The 20,449-nt window shown below is 43.6% G+C and carries 11 protein-coding genes; 3 read left to right on the top strand and 8 right to left on the bottom strand.

Features of this window, described 5'->3' with window-relative positions:
• Positions 1–18 precede the first annotated feature (18 nt).
• From ACFGVS_RS30305 to ACFGVS_RS30290, 4 genes are all read right to left on the bottom strand, one after another.
• Entirely contained in the window at positions 19–1,782 is a 1,764-nt protein-coding gene (locus tag ACFGVS_RS30305; protein ID WP_439696839.1) for an amidohydrolase, read from the bottom strand.
• Positions 1,783–1,789: 7 nt separating this feature from the next.
• Positions 1,790–2,569, bottom strand: coding sequence for an alpha/beta hydrolase (locus ACFGVS_RS30300; protein ID WP_439696838.1), 780 nt, complete (start codon positions 2,567–2,569; stop codon positions 1,790–1,792).
• Positions 2,570–2,582: 13 nt separating this feature from the next.
• Entirely contained in the window at positions 2,583–2,849 is a 267-nt protein-coding gene (locus tag ACFGVS_RS30295; protein WP_274208879.1) for an SDR family NAD(P)-dependent oxidoreductase, read from the bottom strand.
• Positions 2,850–3,041: 192 nt separating this feature from the next.
• The gene (locus ACFGVS_RS30290) at positions 3,042–3,323 is read right to left on the bottom strand and encodes a hypothetical protein (protein WP_439696837.1); all 282 of its coding nucleotides are present in this window, start codon (positions 3,321–3,323) and stop codon (positions 3,042–3,044) included.
• 383 nt (positions 3,324–3,706) lie between these two features.
• Here ACFGVS_RS30290 and ACFGVS_RS30285 point away from each other — a divergent pair, with 383 nt between their 5' ends.
• Both ACFGVS_RS30285 and ACFGVS_RS30280 read left to right on the top strand, forming a co-directional pair.
• Positions 3,707–5,062 (top strand): alginate export family protein, encoded by a 1,356-nt coding sequence (locus ACFGVS_RS30285; protein ID WP_439696836.1) that lies wholly within the window; start codon positions 3,707–3,709, stop codon positions 5,060–5,062.
• An 18-nt stretch (positions 5,063–5,080) separates the two neighbouring features.
• A complete protein-coding gene (locus ACFGVS_RS30280) occupies positions 5,081–5,761 on the top strand; it encodes a YoaK family protein (protein ID WP_439696835.1) in 681 nt (226 codons plus the stop codon).
• Between the two features lie 12 nt (positions 5,762–5,773).
• Here the strand turns inward: ACFGVS_RS30280 and ACFGVS_RS30275 are convergent, their stop codons facing one another.
• The 4 genes from ACFGVS_RS30275 to ACFGVS_RS30260 form a co-directional block, all read right to left on the bottom strand.
• Complete coding sequence (locus tag ACFGVS_RS30275; RefSeq protein WP_439696834.1) at positions 5,774–7,723, bottom strand: sigma 54-interacting transcriptional regulator; 1,950 nt, start codon at positions 7,721–7,723, stop codon at positions 5,774–5,776.
• Positions 7,716–9,944, bottom strand: a complete 2,229-nt coding sequence (locus ACFGVS_RS30270; RefSeq protein WP_439696833.1) for a histidine kinase dimerization/phosphoacceptor domain -containing protein — start codon at positions 9,942–9,944, stop codon at positions 7,716–7,718. The genes ACFGVS_RS30275 and ACFGVS_RS30270 overlap by 8 nt, the downstream gene beginning before the upstream one ends.
• A gap of 233 nt (positions 9,945–10,177) precedes the next feature.
• Positions 10,178–12,493 (bottom strand): histidine kinase dimerization/phosphoacceptor domain -containing protein, encoded by a 2,316-nt coding sequence (locus tag ACFGVS_RS30265; protein WP_439696832.1) that lies wholly within the window; start codon positions 12,491–12,493, stop codon positions 10,178–10,180.
• A gap of 1,038 nt (positions 12,494–13,531) precedes the next feature.
• Positions 13,532–15,490, bottom strand: coding sequence for a family 43 glycosylhydrolase (locus tag ACFGVS_RS30260; RefSeq protein WP_439696831.1), 1,959 nt, complete (start codon positions 15,488–15,490; stop codon positions 13,532–13,534).
• Positions 15,491–16,047: 557 nt separating this feature from the next.
• Here ACFGVS_RS30260 and ACFGVS_RS30255 point away from each other — a divergent pair.
• On the top strand, positions 16,048–20,217 hold the full coding sequence (locus tag ACFGVS_RS30255) for a two-component regulator propeller domain-containing protein (RefSeq protein ID WP_439696830.1): 4,170 nt from the start codon (positions 16,048–16,050) through the stop codon (positions 20,215–20,217).
• The last annotated feature ends 232 nt before the right edge of the window (positions 20,218–20,449 follow it).

Here is a 20,449-nt window from a genome sequence, read left to right as displayed (position 1 = left end):
TTGATTTGAACTTGGTTTTTATCTTTGGTAAGCTCCGTAATAATTAATTGGCGACCAATCTGGAATTGCGCGCGGTATTGGTGGGCATCGCGCGGCATATTTACCAGCAGCGTATACTATGTTGCCGTTAACAATGGTTATCAGCGACGAAATATGCTTTACCTTTTCTGGAGCTGCGCTAAAATAATCGTCAGAAAGAATGACCATATCGGCATACATACCTTTCACAAGTTTGCCTTTAACGTCCTGCTCACCCGAGCACCATGCGCTGCCTGAGGTATAAAGTTTTAGGGCAGTGAACTTATCCAGCACCTCGTCTTTTGGCCAAAATTGCATACCTCCAATGGTTTTACCGGTTAGCAACCAATGCAAGGCCATCCATGGGTTATAGGTTGAAATACGAGGCGCGTCGGTGCCCATACCCACAGGAATGCCCATGGCCAGCATTTTTTTGATGGGTGGCAACTGGGTTTTAGGCTGTCCGTACATTTTGTTATATAGTTCGCCCTGATAATACATGCGGAACTGTACGGCTATCCCCCCGCCCAACGCTTTTACACGGGCCAGTTCAGTATCAGTGATGGTTTCGGCATGGTCAAAGAACCAGCGCAGGCCATTAAAAGGCGTGTCTTTATTCACTTTTTCAAACACGTTCAGCATGCGGTCAATGGATTCGCCGTAGGTGGCATGCAGGCGAAACGGCCAGCGGTTTTTAACCAATAACCGGATAACCGGCTCCAGGTCGCTTTCCATTTCCGGGGCCAGTATTATGCGCGGTTCCAGAAAGTTCTCAAAGTCGGCACCCGAGGCGATGAGGTTTTCACCGGCTCCTTCCATCGCATAGCCATTGGCCATAAGGATATGTTCATTCTTATTTGGATAAGTTTGCCCTATCCATTTTTCGTAATCGGCTAATTCCTTACCTTTTTGTTGCGCAAATAAATAATAGGCGGTGCGTACAGTTAGCTTCCCAGCCTTGGCCAGCGCTAATGAGGCATGGTAATCGGCATCATAATTTTGTGATCCGCCGGCGGCGTCTACAACACTGGTGATACCGAAGCTGTTAATCTCGCGGTAAAAATGTTCAGAACTGTTAACTCGTTCTTCGGGCGTAAGTTTGCCGGTGAGTGCCAGCGTGCGGTAAATAGCCATCGGGGTTTCTTTGGCATACAAAAGCCCCGTAGGGTTGCCATCCTTGTCCAGTTCAACTATACTGCCGGGATAGCTGGTGTTTTTATCATAACCCAACACTTCAATGCCTTTTTTATTTAAAAAAGCTTTGCCATACAAGTAAGTGATAAATACGGGCTTATCCGGCACCGCCGCATTGATCTCGTCTATAGTAGGCTGTCTTTTTTCGGCAAACTGAAATTCATTCCAGCCGCCAACCACTTTCACCCAGGCCCCGGGCGGTGTCCTGGCGGCCTGCTCTTTCAGCATTTCCATAGCGCGTTTAAGCGTTTTAACGCCATCCCATCGCAGCTCCATATTAAAGTTCAGGCCTTCCCTGATTGCATGCATATGACTGTCATTCAGTCCCGGAATAACGGTTTTGCCGGCAGCATTAACCAGCTTAGTTGAATTACTTTTATAGGTTTTAAAGATAGCCTGGGTGCTGCCTGTCGCCAGGATTAAGCCATTTTTCACAGCAATCGCTTGTTTAAATTCGCCCGGACGGGCCATCGTCGCTATTTTTCCGTTGTAAACTATCAGGTCGGCTTTTTGCTGAGCTGCGGCTGTTAGCAACGTTACCAGGAACAATAAGGTTAGTAATTTTTTCATGGTCTTATTATTTTGTTAACCAGTTTAAAATATATTCTGCTATCTCCTGCCAGCCCGGCTGGCCCAACACAAAATGGTTTCGCCCGGGGAATTCCTTGTAATCGGCCACAGACTGGGCATGGCTGTATTTTTTATAGTTTGTATAGTTGAGCGAGGCCGGGATGAAATTGTCTTGGCTACCAGAGAGAAAAAGGAGCGGTGCATGCGGCTTCGCAAAATCCACCTTGGCAGCAGCCGTTGTGGCATCGCGCACCAGCAGCTTCGACTCCGGCACCAATAGTTTGTAATAAGCATCCTTTTGTACTTCGTAAGGCATACCATTTGTGAAAGCATATTGCCATTCGGGGAAAGACATCAGGTAGGTTTTGCGGGTATCGGTAAAAAAACCCAGCGCGGGCCAGCCGGCTTTATAAAAGGAGAACCTGAAAGTAAATATACCCTGCGGCTGAAGCGAATGAATGGTGATACCCGCTGCTGCCAGCCCGTTTTGCACCAATAACTGGGTGATAAGGCCGCCCATAGAGTGGCCAATCAAGATGGGTTTTTCCGGCAGTGCCTTCACAAAGTCCCTGAAATAAGAGGTCAGCTTATCCAGGCGCTGGCTGGCAACATCGGCATCAGGGTGTAGCTGGCGCAATGTGCAGGCGGGGGCATCTTTGTATGGCCAGGCCGGTGCAAATGTTTCATAGCCTCGTTCTTCAAAATAGCTTTTCCATTCGGCCCAGCAATCACTACTTACAAAGGCGCCGGTAATAAATACCACGGTTTTTGAATTAATTTTTTTCATAACTGGTTCAGATTTATTGCACTACCGGGTTGACAAAAAAACCATCGTTGATGGGGATTTTTGTACCGGTGATAAAAGAAGATTTACGGGAGTTTAGATCTCGGTGGCGTGATTTGTAACCGGTTACCGCTAACGCTGATGCTACCTTGTTAATCGTCGACGAATTTCTGCCGGTAACTAAAACGGTTGCATCTTTTGCTTTAAATAGTTTTGCCGTAGCATAACCCATGCCGCTGTCCGCGCCGGCGACGATGGCTATTTTTTGGTTTAACGTGTTCATAATTTATGATATTTGTTATGAACCACCTGGTGCAATCCAAAAGCCACTTATCTAACACTCTAAAAATCAATAACTTATTTTCTACCGATATATCTCATTGGCGGTATGTCGTTAAAATGGCCAAGTTTTGCAACGAAATAAGGTAACACAATCCATTTTGCCGTTAGTAGGTTTGCCGGCTATCATCATATGTTAATTGGTTAGTCCTAATATTCTGTTGGTAATTAACAACCCACGATAGCCAACCTGGGTATCAATGGTATGGATATATTGATAGGAACCGGTAAGCATGTCATAACTACAATCAATCAAACTGACGCGCAGGTCCTTGATGGCAAAGTTCTCACCGTTTTGGGCGCATTGTACCTCGCCGCTTTTTAATGGTAAAAAATCGTCGGTGTATCCAATTTGATGGAGGCGGATCACCCAGTTGGTTAGGGATGAGTTCAATTTTTTAAGAGAGTGCTTTTTCATGTCATAATTATTTCCTTTATCAATGACAAGCGCTATTCCATCTATGTAAATAACTAAAAATCAAATACTTGTAGCATTACGACTGCCAATAAAAAAACGACATGTCGCAATTTCCGCCCCCTATTAACGATATGTAGTTAAATTACCTGATAATCTAATGGTTATCTGCTAACTCAATATTGCCTTGGGCAACAACGCTATTTCGTAGAAAAACCGGACAGACTCCGAAATAAAGCGATAACCTCCACAGCGTCAAAACACAAACAATTGATTTTTAAATAATTACCAATAAGGCACCACTATTGATTCTTTAGCGAACAATGAATAACAAAAATTAGCTATTTCTAAACTCATCGCTCAAACCGCTCTATATCCTTACACCTATGAAAGCCATTGCTGCCCTATTTTTCAGTATAGTTTCCTGCACCTGCCTGGCGCAGGAAACTTCCTTTAAACAATTGCGATACGACGAAAATTACACGTATCTCGCAAAAGACACATCAGCCAATTGGTACAACCGGTTAAAATTTCAGTCTGTGTCTCAAGATAAAGCTGCTTACCTCAGTTTCGGTGGCGAGGTACGCTACCAATATTTTCATTTTGACAACCAGGACTGGGGAGCCGCACCAGCGGATAAAGACGGCTTTATTTTAACCCGGTACCTTGGGCATGTGGATTTTCATGCCGGCAAGCACTTTCGTACGTTTGTGCAGCTACAAAGCAGTTTGGCCAGCGGCGAGGCAGAAAAACCGTCGCCGGTAGATCAAAACCTGCTTGACCTGCACCAGGCCTTTGTTGACGTGATGACTAAAGACTTAACGCTTAGACTTGGCAGGCAGGAATTATCCTACGGATCGCAGCGCCTGGTAGCGGTACGCGAAGCGCCAAATAACAGGCAGGCATTTGATGCAGCTAAACTGATGTATGGCAGCAAAAATCTCAAACTCGATGTATTTTACTCGTACTATGTGCCTGCCAAACCAAATATATTTGATGATGGCTTTAACAACGGAACGCAGTTTTGGGGCGCTTACGGGGCCTTTACCCAAATACCTGTAGTCAAAAATTTCGACATTTATTACCTCGGCATCCATAAAAAGGCGGCTACGTTTGATGACGGCAAAGGTGCCGAAACCCGCCACTCCATAGGTACACGAATATGGAGAACTACACCTTACTGGCAATATGACCTGGAAGGCCTTTATCAGTTTGGTAATTTTGCAACTGGCGCTATTTCGGCCTGGACCCTATCAGCAAATATTTCGCACACATTTTATCAAACCAAGCTAAAGCCACAAATAGGATTAAAAACGGAAGCTATCAGCGGGGATAAAAATTATGGCGACGGCAGGTTAAATACGTTCAATCCATTATTTCCCAAAGGCGCTTATTTTGGTCTTGCAGCATTGATTGGGCCCTATAACTTACTGGATGCTCACCCCTACTTTCAGTTTAACCTGACCAAAAAATTGGTATTTTCGGCAGATTACGATTTATTTTGGCGCATGAACCGTAATGACGGGCTTTATGCGGTAAATGGTAAGGTCATCTATAGCGGTAAAGCAGGTAGTTCAAAGCAGATAGGCCGCCAGCTTGGGGGCGCGCTGGAATATACCATAAACAAGTACCTGTATTTACGGCAGGAAATAACATGGTTTAGCGCCGGCGACTTCCTGAAAGAAGCCGGGCCCGGTAAAGATATTTTAATGGCGGGCAGCACCATTACGCTGAAATTTTGAGCCGGTAATATTAATAAGATGGAAACTGAAAAATTGGTTAGGAATACAACGCTGCTACTATGCTTTGCAGCCGGGTTTTGTGATACGCTTACTTTTGTTGCCGCAGGCGAATTATTTTCGGCCCATGTTACAGGCAACTTTATTGTGTTTGCTTACGACCTTATTAAGCATAATAACCCGCATGACTGGCAAAAGCTGCTCACCTTTCCTGTTTTTGTGCTGGCCGTAATGCTGGGCGGCCGTATAGGCAAAAAATCAGCCAATATGTATCTGTTGCTCATCCTGGAAAGCCTGCTACTGATTATCAGCGGGCTATTATCGGCCACGCTATTAGATCAAGGGCAGGAAGGCGGCTGGCAGGTGCAAATTATCGTCGTACTTATCGTCATAGCCATGGCTTTTCAGAATACCTTTGGAAAATTGTATAATAAAGCTACCTATGGCTTAACCACGGTTATGACCGGAAACGTTACACAGGCTTCGCTTGACTTAATAAGAGGTCTGACTATTAATCCTGCAGACAATGAAATATGGGTCAGCTTCAGAAAGCAGCTCGTCCTGATTGTCGGTTTTTTGGTCGGCTGTTTGTCAGGAGCGGTAATGGCCAAACAGTTCGGACTGGTTTCCGTACTGGTTCCGGGTCTACTGATGGTCATGTGGTTAGCTGCAAGTAAGCTATTGAAACAACCTAAAGCCTGAAACGTGAACCTGCTAAGCTCCAAAATCTTTTCGGATTCCTAACTTCTTCATTTTTGAGTTAAGCGTCGTGGGTGGCAAGTTCAGCAAGCTGGCCGCTCCTCCTTCGCCCCAGATCTTCCCGTTACATTTCTTCAGCGCCGCCATGATATGCGCGCGCTCTCCGTCGCTCATGGTAGACACTCCAGTCTCAATGACGACCGGTTGCGGTTGCTGCTCCAATAGGTTAGGTAGCACCATGCTCGTAATCATATCATCCCGGGTAAGCAGAACATTCCTTTCAATCAGGTTTTCCAGTTCACGGATGTTTCCGGGCCAGTGATACCGTTTCATATTATCCATAACCTGCGGAGCTATGCCACGAATGGTCTTGCCAATCTTTCGGGAATAAATTGCTAAAAAATGATTGGCAAGGTCTGCGATATCCTCTTTCCGTTCCCGCAGTGGAGGCATGACTATAGGGAACACATTGATGCGGTAAAACAGATCCAACCTAAAACGTCCCTCCGCCACTTCTTTAGTCAGGTCCCGATTAGTAGCGGCGATGATACGTACATCCGTTTTGATGGTCGTGCGGCCCCCGATACGCTCTATCTCCTTTTCCTGTAATACTCGTAGGAGTTTGGATTGCGATTCCAGAGGCAACTCGCCAATCTCGTCCAAAAAAATGGTGCCGGTATGAGCCTGTTCAAACCTGCCAATTTTCCGCTCATGGGCTCCGGTGAAGGCCCCCTTTTCATGGCCGAATAGCTCCGAATCTATGAGTGACGTGGGCAATGCGGCGCAATTGATCCTGATGAACGGCTTATCTTTTCGCAAAGACAAAGCGTGTATTCGTTCGGCTATTTTCTCCTTACCCGTACCGCTTTCACCTAATATGAGTACGGAAGCATCTGCCTTAGCAACCTGGCTTACATGGTCGAAAACAGTTAAAAGCAGGTGACTGTTCCCAATTATACCGGTAAAAGGATTAGGCTGCGCCGAAACAGCAGCAGGGTGTTTAGTCGAATAACTCTCACTGCCGGATATGAGTGGGCTATCCAGCTTGCGCAACATCTTCGCTGTAAAATTTTCGATAACAGGCAGCAGGCGGCTACATAATAACAAATGGTCAGCCTGATAAGCATCAGGACGACGGCTGTAAAAATTATAGTGAGCTGTTTGCCCGTGGCCCAATTCCACCGGTAGCGCCAGGTGAGAGCGTAGTTTATATTTGTCCATATAAAGCTTTTTGAGCGACGGTACTTGGAACAGCGCCTCCAGTTCAATTTCGTCGTACCAGGTAGCCATTTGTACAACCAGGTCATTGGCTTTCAGCCGCGCTAACTCATGTAGTTTTTTACTGGTTATCATCATCAGCTCATTGGCTCCTATCAATTGATATTCATCATAACCGATCCGGGAAAAGCCTAACTCATAAAATTCTTCCTTTTCCTTCTGCTCCAGGCCAAATGATAAAAATTCAAAAGGGATATAAGGCTGTACCGATTTGCCCATCTGAAGCATCTTCAATTCCCATGATTGTGACGATGAAAGTATTTCTGCGGCTTTTTTTTGTAAATGGGCAGTTTGTCGTGACCCGTTCTCCAGCTGATTATCGTGACGGTACACGGCAATGTCCAACGCCGTGAGTACATCTTTATCCCTGAATGGTTTGATAACAAAACCGTAGGGATTGGTCATCTTAGCGGAGTCAAGTACCTGTTGGTTAGAATTTGCCGAAATATAAATGAACGGTATGTTCAATTCCATTAACTTATGGGCAAGGTCGATACCTGTCAACTTCCCTTTCAAATAAATATCCAGCAATACAAATTCCGGCTTGAACTCCTCAATCAATTCCAGCGCTTCTTTTACACTGTTTGCGATGCCGCAAACCTTGTAGCCCGCCGGTTTTAAAATATTGGCTAAAACATCCGCAATAATAAACTCGTCCTCGACGATAAGTATACTCTTTCTATCCACGATCTGCAGTTTTACTAAAAAATTGAGTTTTAAAGATAATATTTATTGTACAGCCCTGTTCATTAATAAATTCAAGAGTCGCCCCCAACTGCTTGCACAGCCCACGCATCAGGTTAAGCCCCAGGGAATCAACTTCGTTGTAATCAAAACTTTCCGGGAACCCAGGCCCGTTATCCGCAATAGTCAATTGGTTCGTATCATCTTCACTTTTAACCAGCGTAATATAAATGGTACCGCTTTCATTGTCTTTATAAGCGTATTTGATGGCATTGGTGACGGCTTCATTCAGAATAAGACCCAGGGGAACGGCTTGCGCCACGTCGAGACTGATCGCCTCTAAATGCTTCTCGAAAACAATGCGGTTATGAAGCGAGCAACTGTCTTTTAAATAGCTAATCATTTCCTCGATATATTCTGGCATGCTGATCAGGTCAAGACTTTCCGATTGGTAAAGTTTTTGATGAATCAGCGCAATCGCATGCATCCTGTTTTCGCTATTCTGAATTGCTTCCAATGCCTCATGGTTATTAATGTAAGCAGATTGCCGTTGCAAAAGCCCGGTCACAATCTGCAAGTTATTTTTTACCCGATGGTGTATCTCTTTGAGCAACCATTCTTTTTCGGTCAACAGTTCGCTAAGTGTCTGGTTCTTTTTATCAATAGCTACGCTATTCTGTTTATTTACTCGATAGCTTTTATACAATAACAAGATAAAAACGACAAGGATGATCGATGCAGCGATGGTGATGTTCCGGATGATATCGGCCCGTTCCAGGTTATCTTTCTGCAAAACCGTATTTCGTTTCAAAATAGTAATGCTTTGTTCTTTCTGCTCTGTCTCATACTGAATCTTCAACTCTTCCAGTTGTCCTGTTTTGGTGATATCATACAAAGAATCCTTCAAAAAAAAGTACCGGCGATAATTGTTTATCGCCGACAGATAATTTCCTTTCGCCGAGTCTGTCTTAAAGCCCATCAAATAAGCTTGATACTCCTTTCTTTTCATAGCAAGACGAATTGCTAAACGTCTAAATATCGGAACATACTCAGCTGCACGCTCATATTGACCACTTTGTACTAAGTAACCGGTTAGGGAATTCAAGGCATATACCGTTGTTGAACTCCCCAACGAGAGAAAATTTGACTTAAGTAATTTATCGGAATAAACCTGGGCCAAATGATAGTCCGTTAAGCCGGTATATATCAATATAAAGTCGGCATAGTCAAGTATTATCTCTTCGTTGTTTGCAGAAAAATATTGTTTGCGGATTTGTTTTATCAATTCAAGTGCCTGTTTGTATTTGTGCTCCGCGGCATAAGCCGCTATCAGGCTTTGTAATACGATCCGGATAGATGGCCGGTCACCATACTTCCTGGCTATTTTTAGCGCATTCTTAAAGTAAATTTCAGATTGATAGCTTTTGTTGATTACAAAATACGTAGTTCCTATTCTGGTATAAATGGTACACAATAATAAACTTGTATCATTTACTGCGTGTGCTATCCTCTCTGCGAGCAACCCATATTTTAACGCTTCCCGATACCGGCTCTTTCGCATGTTTACTGAATTGAGCAGATCATACGTATATTGGAGACAAGGGTATTTAACTTGTTTGAATACAATCAATGCCTGATTTAAATTTACCAAAGATTTGTCTAAATCATCGATAACCTGATAAAAGTCGCCCAGCCGCTCAAGGGTGGCCCCCTCCCGCTCAAGTGCATTTGCTTTATGAAACAAGGTTTGCGCCTGCTCATAATATCGGATCATCACCTTGTAATCATGCCCTCCGGCCGACAAATAAAACTCCTCTTTATTAAGATATGCTTCGGCTGCATCACGAAAAAGTTCATGAGTTAAAAACACACCGATTGCCTTGGCGATCAAATCATCGCTTTTCTTGAAATTCTTTTTATTGCAAAATGCCTGAGCCATAATTTGGTAACTTAACCCTACGCCTTCAGTGTACCCAAGCTTTTCTGAAAGTGTGTTGGCGCGACCGGCAACCGCAAGAGCACTATCTGGCAAGGCAGGTTGTTGTGCCGAATGAGCGTTGTCAAATCGTCCAATCTTAATCAGCAAGTTGACCCTACTCGTATCCGGTTTACTTTTTGACAATAATTGATACAGGGAGTTAGCATTTTTTGAAATTGGCGGTTGAGCTTCAGCAAAAGCACAAGTCAGAATTAATAAAAGATAAGAAATCAGAAGCTTGGCCATCTACGTTGTTTAATAGTATTTAACTGCATAAAGTTTAAATCTTAGCTGTTTCAAGTTCAGAAACCCTGCCACAATACTTCGGCTGAAGTTGTTTAAGTAATCAGCTAAGATATTTATGTTTATGCATCAAATTTGGTATTATCAGCGCGTAAAACCCCCAAATTTTCATCTTTGGGCAACGATATATAGTTGCTCCAACGATATATCGTTGTCAGGTTTTGTGTTTTAACCGTTTACATTTTATGAATTACTGATCTGATCACCAAACCATCCTGGTTCATTACTGACAGCTTTCCTCCGAGCTGTTTAGTTAAACCACGCATTAAATTAAATCCCATAGAATTGATTTCATCTAAATTGAAATGTGCCGGCAGGCCCGCTCCATTATCAGCAATTTCCAACAGATAATCATTTTGGTCAGTCTGTTTAAGCATGATCCTTACAGAACAAAGCCGATGACTCTCACAAGCATATTTAATTGCATTCGTGATAGCCTCATTCAAAATCAGCCCTATAGGAATTGCCATACTCACTTCAAAGTCAACATCGTCAATTTGTTTCTCAAATATTATGCGGCTTCCCAGATCGAAGCTTTCCTGCAAGTATGTAACTAACTCGTTAACATAATCGATCATTTTTATCAGCATATAACTATTGGACTGATAAAGCTTTTGGTGGATGAGCGCGATAGAATTCATGCGGTGTTCACTGTTGCGAATAGCTGCCAGCGCCTCTTTATTATTGATAAACGACGATTGCCGCTGAAGCAGGCTCATTACTATTTGCAGGTTGTTTTTCACCCGGTGGTGAACCTCTTTTATCAGCCATTCTTTTTCTTCCAATAAACTATCTTTTTCACTCACCAATTGGTTCAGTTCTTTATTCTTACGATCTATCTCAATAGTTTTTTTTTGGTTGATGCGATAACTATTATAAAGTAAGCCAATAACTATTAAAAGCAAACCTATGCCTATCAATGTAATATTGCGTGCGTTGGTGGCGTGGTTCGCCTTTTCATACTGTAATTGCCGGTCTTTGGTAACAAATGCGAGGTCGCGCTCTTTCTGCTCGGTGGCATATTTTATTTGCAATTCTTCTATTTGCCCGCTTTTTGTGGCATTAAAAATCGAATCGTTCAACCGTTTATACTGTTGAAAATATTTAATAGCAGACCAGGTTTTCCCAGCAGCAGAATCAATTTTAAAACGCATCAAATTGATATCCCTTTCTCGGGATAAATTAAAATTCCCCTCGTGCAAATCTTTCAGGTAATAAGCCGCCTTGCTGTATTTTTTTTGTTGTACATAAAAATTGGCAATATCGTACATGCCATAGGCCGGAAGGTAAGGAACATCGGAGTTTCTGTAATAAGCCATCATTAGGAGGAAGTATTTCTCGGCTAACTTATATTGCATAAGCCCATCATAACAATAGGCTTTTACCTGGGCGGCCATACCCTTTACATTATCATCTTTAGGCGGATGCCTTTTTTCCAGATCTATAATGTAGCTGAGCCCTTCGGAACTGCGCCCCTGTTTGTTGAGGTTAAGCACCAAAAAACCAACCGTACGATATAAACCCGCCGGTGATGTGTTAGGTATATTTTCACGTAACGCTAATGTTTTTTTATACCATTGTATGCTTTGATCTGTTTGGCCCAGTTCGTCATAAATCAGTGCCAGTTCGCCATATAGCACATCTTTATTAACTGTATCGCGTAACCGTTCCATGCGGTTCATCGCTTTCAGCAAATAAAAAAGCGACATATTATTATTACCTTCATTCCTGTAAACCACCGATAAATTTGCATACAGTATATTAACTTCAGCAAAACGGGAGTTTTCAAATTTTTTAATGATATCTATAAATCTTTTCCTATAACGCTGACGATAGCCTCCGTCATGATAAGACATAGTTATATAAATCTCCATCTTAATAAGAGCCGCAGTATCTCTCACGGATTGCAGTATCTTTATACCGCGATTAAAATATAATTCGGCAGTTTCGGCTGCTGATTCAGAATTTCTTTTACCTGTATCTGTCATTTTATTTAACACATTTGCACCGAATTTTACCCAGGTTTGGGCCTGCTTAGTAGTTTCCAGCTTTGCTTCATGTGCCTGTGCGACCAGGGCGTAATATTTTTCTGCAACAGGCATATTATTGCGTGCCAGGTACACATTACCCAATTGCAAATTATATCTGCTTGCATCTGTGCTTCGGTATGCTACTTTAGCCATCACGAGTGCTTTGTTCAAATAAAACTGCGCACTATCTAAATGATTTTTTTGATTATAATGCGATAAATAGTAAAGGCCTAATTGATATAAAGCCTTAATACGCGATGTGTCAACCTGGTGGTGAGCTGGCTGCGTGTACAATTGCTCCTTTACCTCTTGGGCGGGGCAAAACTCTGGTACAATAAGCAATAAAATTGCTATCAGGAGTTTAACATATTTGCTATCGACAGCCACAACAAGCCAGCAGTTTTTGGGGATATTCGCCTCTCTGCCTTCTTGTTTGGCAAGGCCTGGTAACTGATGCCCCATCGAATTTATTTTTTGAAAGTTAAGTCGTTAATGAGTTGGTGGCGAACCTGCTTACCCAAATAACATACCAATATAAACATTTTTGTTTCCGGGCGTCATAAGAAATATATCTCGTGATTTAAAAAATCGATTTACAGCATACCGATAATCAATACCAGCATATTCATATACCTTATTGATTAACAAAAAATTAAAAACATATTCTTAATGATGATTTCGAAAAAATCCAATCATCCTTGCAAAATGAGAAGCCGGCAAAAACCAGGTAATTTACTGTAATTAAGAAACCTAAAAGCAGATAGAATTTATTTTTTGATGGCTTACTTGCCGATACAGAAAGTAGTTAAAATGTAATTATCAGGAAATTACAAATCAGTAACAAATTTTGACCTTTTTTAGGGTGATTTACATTTTAAGAATTGTGGAAAAAGTTTTATATAAAAAACAAAATACAGCTTGTACTTCCAAAAAAATTTGCGGCCTATATTACTTAAGGTCGTGGTATGGAAACAGAAATATAACCTATATTGCTTCGCCTATTGGTGGGTAACAGTGCAAAACCCACACCGTTTTGTATATGAATTGAATGAAATATGCGGTTTTTCAAAAATTTATAAAGCTCAAGAGTAATTTATTAGCTAAACCAGAAATTGAGGTATTTGCGCTGTAAGCCGCTAAGACCTTCATGCGGTTGCAAAGAAAATACATGCAGCTATCGCATTAGCACGATTCGATAACTCAATTCGGATGACGACATTCGTTTGCGGCAAGCAGCAGCCCGATTATGGGTATTCTTCATTACCTCCTGCGCAAAACTGCTTTGGGAGACCAATAGCAGTAAAGCCATTAAAAAAAGCTTATTGCTACTTTCATCAGTTTTAGTTTTTAAGGATGATATATTCGGTTTATAGCCGACCAGAAACATCCCCCGCGGGCAACGCCAGGATAATTAACGATAATATTTTTCTTTTCTTGCCAAAAAATGTTTTAAGTACCAGGTTATACCGGACCCCTTTCCACCATTGCGATCTTCCGCAATTAATTCAAGAATTGTATGCTTTTGATTACCAATCCCCTTGCCACCTTAACCGGAAATTTGACAAAAACGTCGTGCTGACCGGTAAGCCCTTTTAGCCCGCTGCGGTAGTGCCTCCAGCCGAATTTGCTATTGAGGGGTATTTTAGCAATCAGCTTTCCGTGCTGCAAATCGTCAAGCCAAATTTCCAATTTCCCTTTCACCTTGGCATTAGCCAATACGCTAACAGCTGACGGCGACCTGTTACCGAGTTCGACACCCGAAAGCATGAACCAGCCGCCGTAGTCCGAAGTATTGGTTACACTTTTACCAGATGCGTAGTTCACGGTCATGATACCGTAATAGTTGCTGTACCCAACGGCTGGCATCGCCGATGTGCCATCCTTACAAATAAAACAATTAAAATCGGCTGGCTGGCCTTCCGCAAACAACCCTACGCTTGTCCCTACCCAGAAATTGTAATTGGGCTGTGTTTTATCCAGGCCGGCGGCATCAACAGGCATACCAACAGGCGTCCAGGCTTTACCATCACCGCTGCACCAGGCACGCAGTAAATGCTGATTCCTTTCCAGTTTAAGCCATACCCTATTTCCAAAGCTGTTCGAAATGATGCGCCTGGCGGTGTCTAACTCGAAAGTGATCTTTTTACCTTGCTCATAACCCGTAAATAATTTGGCAACCACTTTTTCGCTACCGTTGGTCAGGTAAATTCCGGCCTGGCTTGTTGCTGTTGTGGCACTAAGTTCCACCTGAGTTACTGCTGTATAATAATGGTCTGTTTCCTTTTGCACCACGTGTGTACGGCCGGTATCTGGCTTCAACCGGAGCCAGCCTTTGCGCTCACTGAGCGAATAACGGTTACTGGCTTTCCTGGTTAAGAAATGCCAGTTAAGATTGAGCATACCGCTGTCAAAATAATCGGTTTTAACGGCGCGCCAGGGAATGCCTGCTTGCGGAAGATTAGGTTTGATAATAGGCTTGATGGTAGGCGCCATCCCCCAGGGCCGGTCGCCTTCCCAGGTTACCGGGTACAAGGCTGTTTGCCGGCCCAATCCAGACCAGTCATCCCCTTCATATTTTTCGTAACTCTGCCCTATTGTCCACCAGGTGCCATCGGCTAATTGAAAAGGAGCCGAAATATGATTTGGCCTGCGAAACCCGACTTTAGGATCCGTAACCGATTTGAAGAAATCGCCCAGCCGCTCCCACCTGGTCGAGTCGGAGGTCAAAGCAGTTCCCCTCAACACATACTGGCCACCGGACACATCCCCGGCAGGGAAATAGTAGTAAAATCCATTGCGCTTGCACATTACCGGCCCTTCTGCCCAACTATACTGCAGATTAGCATTAACCCAATCCATATTGATCACAGTGCCGGTTAACTGGCCATCGCGCCCTAATTCCTGCAGGCGGTTCACCCGCTGCCCGTTCTTGATTACCATGTAAGGCTTGCCGTCGTCATCAACAAAAATAGAATTATCATAACCCAGGTTCCCGGTCACCGCATTTGATTTCACTTGTACTGGCTCTGTCCAGGGACCTGCAGGCGAGCTCGCCTTACTAAACCATTGACCGTTTGCAGAAAAGTAGATCCAGTAAGAGCCATAGAAATAAGTTATCGCCCCCTGCCAGATACCCGCCGAGGGGCGATCTGTTACCCAGGCCGCTTTAGCAGACGGTAAAACGCGACTGATCACCCGCCAGTGTACCAGATCCTTAGAATGGTAGATGGGCAGATAGGGATTGAAATGAAACGTAGAACCGCAATGATAAAAGTCATCCCCAACCTTCAATAAGGTAGGGTCCGGGTGGTCACCGGGCAGTACGGGATTAACGTAGGTTCTTACAGTTTGATAAAAGGAGGACGAGTCGGCAACCGACTTTGATTGTGAGTGGGCCGCTGATGTACAAAATAACAGCAATGCAAGGCATTGCTGCAGGCGGTATAAATGATTGATCATATCGTTAATTAAAAATCCTATTCTTATTGATTGCTCCGCGATGTTGTCACTTCTCCATCCAACCGGGTATCAGCCAACGGACGAGCATTGTTGAAAAGCGCCCGTCATTTTTTTAATAGTTTACCGGTTCTGTTTACAATTGCGGTCGGCTAATGTAGGATAAAGGGCTTGTCTCCCCCTGTCGCTGATGTTTAAATTGCTACCACAAATGTTTAACGGCCGTGCTATTGAAGGTAAATATTATTGGTAACCGGTAAAATACCAATCCAAGGATTAAAGCGGCCTTTTGTTACCGGGATTGGAGATCGTTATTAGGTTTGATAACGAATAACACAAAAAAATTAATAGTACATTACAATCGATTGCACGCAATATTTCCGATACATCCCTAAATTCCTTGAAATAACATTATTTATGTATCCCTGACTTGGTAAATTAAATATTTGAGCCCTATATTTGTTAGAGAGCGGCCAATTATTCTTATAAATTATAAAAATCAATACTAACCCACAATCGATTGCACAACCATCTGATAGGGGGATAAATTAAACGAACCTATGTGGAAATGGATTAAATGTTGCTTTTTTGTGTTGTTATTTACCGTTACAGTTCAATTTAGCGCGGCTGCCCAGGATGCAATTAAATTTACCACTATCACCGTTCAGGAAGGTCTGTCATCTAATACTGTCAATGCAATAATCAAAGATAGAAACGGGCTGATGTGGTTTGCAACAACCAACGGCCTGGGCAAATTTGACGGAAGTGCTTTTACCACCTACCGGCACGAACCTGCCGATCAGTACAGCCTACCCTCCAATGAAGTACTTACGCTGTTTGAAGGCCGCCAGGGAAGGATATGGATAGGCACCAGCGGTGGGGGGCTATGTTATTATGATCAAAAATATGACCGTTTCGTAAACTACAAGGGAGATGGCAGCTGGAAAGAATTGTCGGGTATCTCCGCGCGCGCGATTTTAGAAGATCACAAGGGTCAGCTTTGGGTTGGAACCTATGGCGACCTCCGGAAGTTCGACCTGAAAACAGGCAAGGTTGGGGAGCCTGTGCTGCCTAAGCCGCTGCTAAGTAATATGGAAACTTTTGTGATTCTTTGTTTATATGAAGACAGGGAGCACCGGATATGGGCAGGCACCAACAGCGGCCTCTTCCTTTACGAGCCTGCAAAGGGTAAATTTCACAAATTTGAGCATCAGGCCGATGTCCCATCCAGCCTTAGCGATAATGCTGTTAAAGCAATTATGGAAGACAAACAGGGAAATCTATGGTTTGCAACCCTGGATGGTTTGAGTAAATGGCTGGGAAATGGCCGGTTCATGATTTACCGCCACGATCCCCGCCGAAGCCGGTCTCTCAGCAATAATGCCGTGTGTACGTTGGCGCTGGATCGCGAAGGGAAGCTATGGGTGGGTACTGAAGATGGAGTCAATATACTGAACCAGGCAACCGCTGATTTTCATAAAGTTGGTCCAAATCCCAGGGATATCTTTAGTCTCAAAAGCAGGTATATCCGTAGCTTTTTTTATGACCCCAAAGGCATTTTTTGGGTGGGGACTTTAGGAGGCGGTGTTAGCAAGTACAATCAGCAACTTTCGCTCTTTGATCTTAAACGCAGTGACGCTTTCGATCCTGCCGGGTTGAAATCGCCTTTTGTTACCTCATTTGCAGCTTACCGAAACGACAAAATTTTCATCGGTACAGACGGCGGCGGGCTGCAATTGTTTGATAAAGTGAGCGGTCTTTTTAAAACTTATCCAATCAGCAGCAAATTAGACAGGTCGCAGGAGCTGACAATAGCTGCGCTTCATTTAGATATCAGCGGGCAATTGTGGGCCGGCACGCATTATCATGGTTTATTCCGGATCGATCCGGTTTCCGGGACATTTAAACAATTTATTTTTGACGGCAGTGCGCGCGGCCCAGGATACAATAGCATCACCACCTTTACTGAAGATCCAAATGGGAGGTTATGGATGGGCACTATCGGTCACGGAATTAGCATATATGATCCTAAAACGCAGCTTTTTACAAACTTCGACAAATATTCTGCCGCCGGCTTTCGCCAGGTGTTGCCCTTAAACGGTTATATCAATGCGCTGGCCATACAGCCTGATGGTGATATCTGGATTGCTTCGTCAGGAACCGGTATTGCTGTCTGTCACGCCGGTAATGGCAGTATTACGCATTACAACAAAGCCAACAGCGGTTTGGCAGACGATGTGGTTATTGATTTGCTGGTAGCCAGAGACGGAACACTGTGGGCAGGGACCAACCAGGGTATCAGTTGCTTTGACCCGAAAACCAAGCGCTTTAATTCTTATACTGAACACGATGGACTCGGAAATAATTTCGTTAAGAATATCCAGGAGGATGATCATGGATTACTTTGGCTGAGTACCGACCGCGGGATAAGTGCTTTTGACCGAAAGAAAAAAACCTTCAGAAACTTCACAAGCGAAAACGGCGTACAGTCAAGCTCATTCCTCAACGGGTCGGGCTTAAAAACCCCCGACGGCGATCTTTTCTTCGGTGGGCAGGACGGATTTAATTATCTCAACCCCGCAAAACTCCCACCTCCGCAGGTGCCAGGCCCGGTCCTATTCAACGAATTAAAGATCGGCAATGTGCCTGTAACGCCGGGTTCGGATGCGCCAATAACGGAACAGATCACTACTGCCAGCGAGATACGTTTACGTTATGGACAAAATTTCTCAATCGGCTACGTTGCTACCGACTATACCTCGCCTAAACAAGATTTGTATGCTTACCGGCTGCTTGGATTTGAAAAGGAATGGAATTACGTGCGTAAAGCCAGGGTTGCTAATTACACCAACCTTGACCCGGGCACCTATGTGTTCCAGGTAATGGCTACCAAAAATGAACGGGACTGGAGTAATGCTATATCGGAAATAAAAGTGACGGTGCAGCCACCTTTCTGGCGTACAATTTATGCTTATGTGGCTTATGTGATTTTAGGAGGTTCTGTCTTATTGCTTATCCGGCGGCGGGGAATCCGAAAACTGCAACGCCAATTTCAAATCACCCAGGAAAAATTAAAAGCCGAACAATTAATTGAGCAGGAACGTCTGCAGGCCGAGCGGCTACATCAGTTGGATCAGTCAAAAATTAAATTTTTGACTGACTTAAGCCATGAATTCAGAACGCCGATTTCATTGATATTGGCACCGGTTGAAAAGCTGCTCGAACGTTCTTTTAAAGAGGATGATGCGACTCACCTAAAAATGGTATCCAGAAATGTTAAAAGGCTGTTAAACCTGGTTAATCAGTTACTGGATTTTCGAAAAATGGAAGAACACGAATTGAAATTGAACCTGATGCCCGACGACATTATTCAATTTATACTGGAGGCCACCGAATCTTTTGTGGATGTTGCCGACAGAAAACAGATTATCTTCCATGTAACAACCAAGCAGCAGCACTGGCAAACCCTCTTTGATCATGACAAGCTTGAAAAAGTGATTTTTAATTTATTGTCTAATGCTTTCAAGTTCACCCCCCGCGGCGGATCGGTAGATTTATACCTGGACATAAGCGAACCAACCGGAGCATCTGCTGTTTTAGAGATACGGGTAGCGGATTCAGGTGTAGGTATAGCCGAAAATGAACTGGATAAAATATTTGAACGTTTTTATCAAGCTGACCCGAATGGTAAGATTTTAAACCAGGGCACCGGCATCGGCCTGGCAATTGCTAAGGAATTTGTAGAACTCCATCACGGTCATATTCACGCATCGGGCAAACCTACCGGTGGCTCTGTTTTTTTTATCACCTTACCAGTGATGCAATTACCGGAGCCGGCCAGCCAAAACGAACCTGCAGCTTTGCCGGCTACCAGCGTAGCAATGGATTTAATACCGAATTCATTCCATATTGATGAGGATTCCAACACAAACAAATTGCCAACTGTGCTGCTGGTAGAGGATAACGATGAATTCCGTTTTTATCTGGCCGGACACTTGAAACAACATTATCGTATAGTAGAATCGGTAAATGGCAGGGAGGGCTGGCAAAAAGCCCTTAGTACGCACCCCGAACTGGTGGTGAGTGATATCAGCATGCCGGAGATGAATGGTATTGAGCTATGTAAAAAAATAAAAGGTGACAAACGGACTTCGCATATTCCAGTCATCCTCCTCACTGCAATGACCGGTGAGGAAGATCAGTTAAAGGGACTACAAACCGGCGCGAATGATTACATGTCCAAACCCTTCAATTTTCAAATCCTGCAGACAAAAATCAGCAACCTACTGCTTTTGAACAAAAAATTAAAAGCCACTTATTCCAAACAAATTCAGCTCACAGGCACAGAGATCGCCTGCGAGTCGGCCGATGTTAAATTATTGAACACCATTATGAAATGGGTGGAAGACCAACTCAGCGATTCCGAACTATCGGTAGAGGAGTTAAGCCGTCATGTCGGGATGAGCCGGGGATCATTATATTACAAGCTACTGGAAATTACCGGACTAAGCCCTGTAGAATACATCAGGACTATCAGGTTGGATAAAGCCAGGGCGCTGTTGGAAGCCAGTGATTTTAACGTGGCGCAAATTGCTTACATGACAGGTTTTGGAACGCCCAGCTACTTTTCCAAGAATTTCAAGAAAAAATATGGTTTATCACCTTCTGAGTTTTTAACCGGGCGCAGGGCAAAACGTTCAAAAAATCTCCTGACAGAAATCGCGGACTAAATTTAAGCATTCGAATTCTGGCGAAAGAGATTAGCGATATTGTTTCTATCGTGTTGAGCACAGTTGCTTAGAAACGTCATCTTCTTACGTAATAAACCATCGGAGGAAGAAGTTGTATCATAAATCAAAATGACCGTTTGAGAATCGCCTGTATGAAAATTGCCTCCATCAGGTACCCGAATAAATCAGATAAAAAAGAGACTGATCATCATTTATGATACAGCCTCTTCTG

Origin of the sequence: Mucilaginibacter sediminis, assembly GCF_051903035.1 — a bacterium.
In the GTDB taxonomy this organism is placed as follows: domain Bacteria; phylum Bacteroidota; class Bacteroidia; order Sphingobacteriales; family Sphingobacteriaceae; genus Mucilaginibacter.
This window is presented reverse-complemented; position numbering and strand designations above follow the sequence as displayed.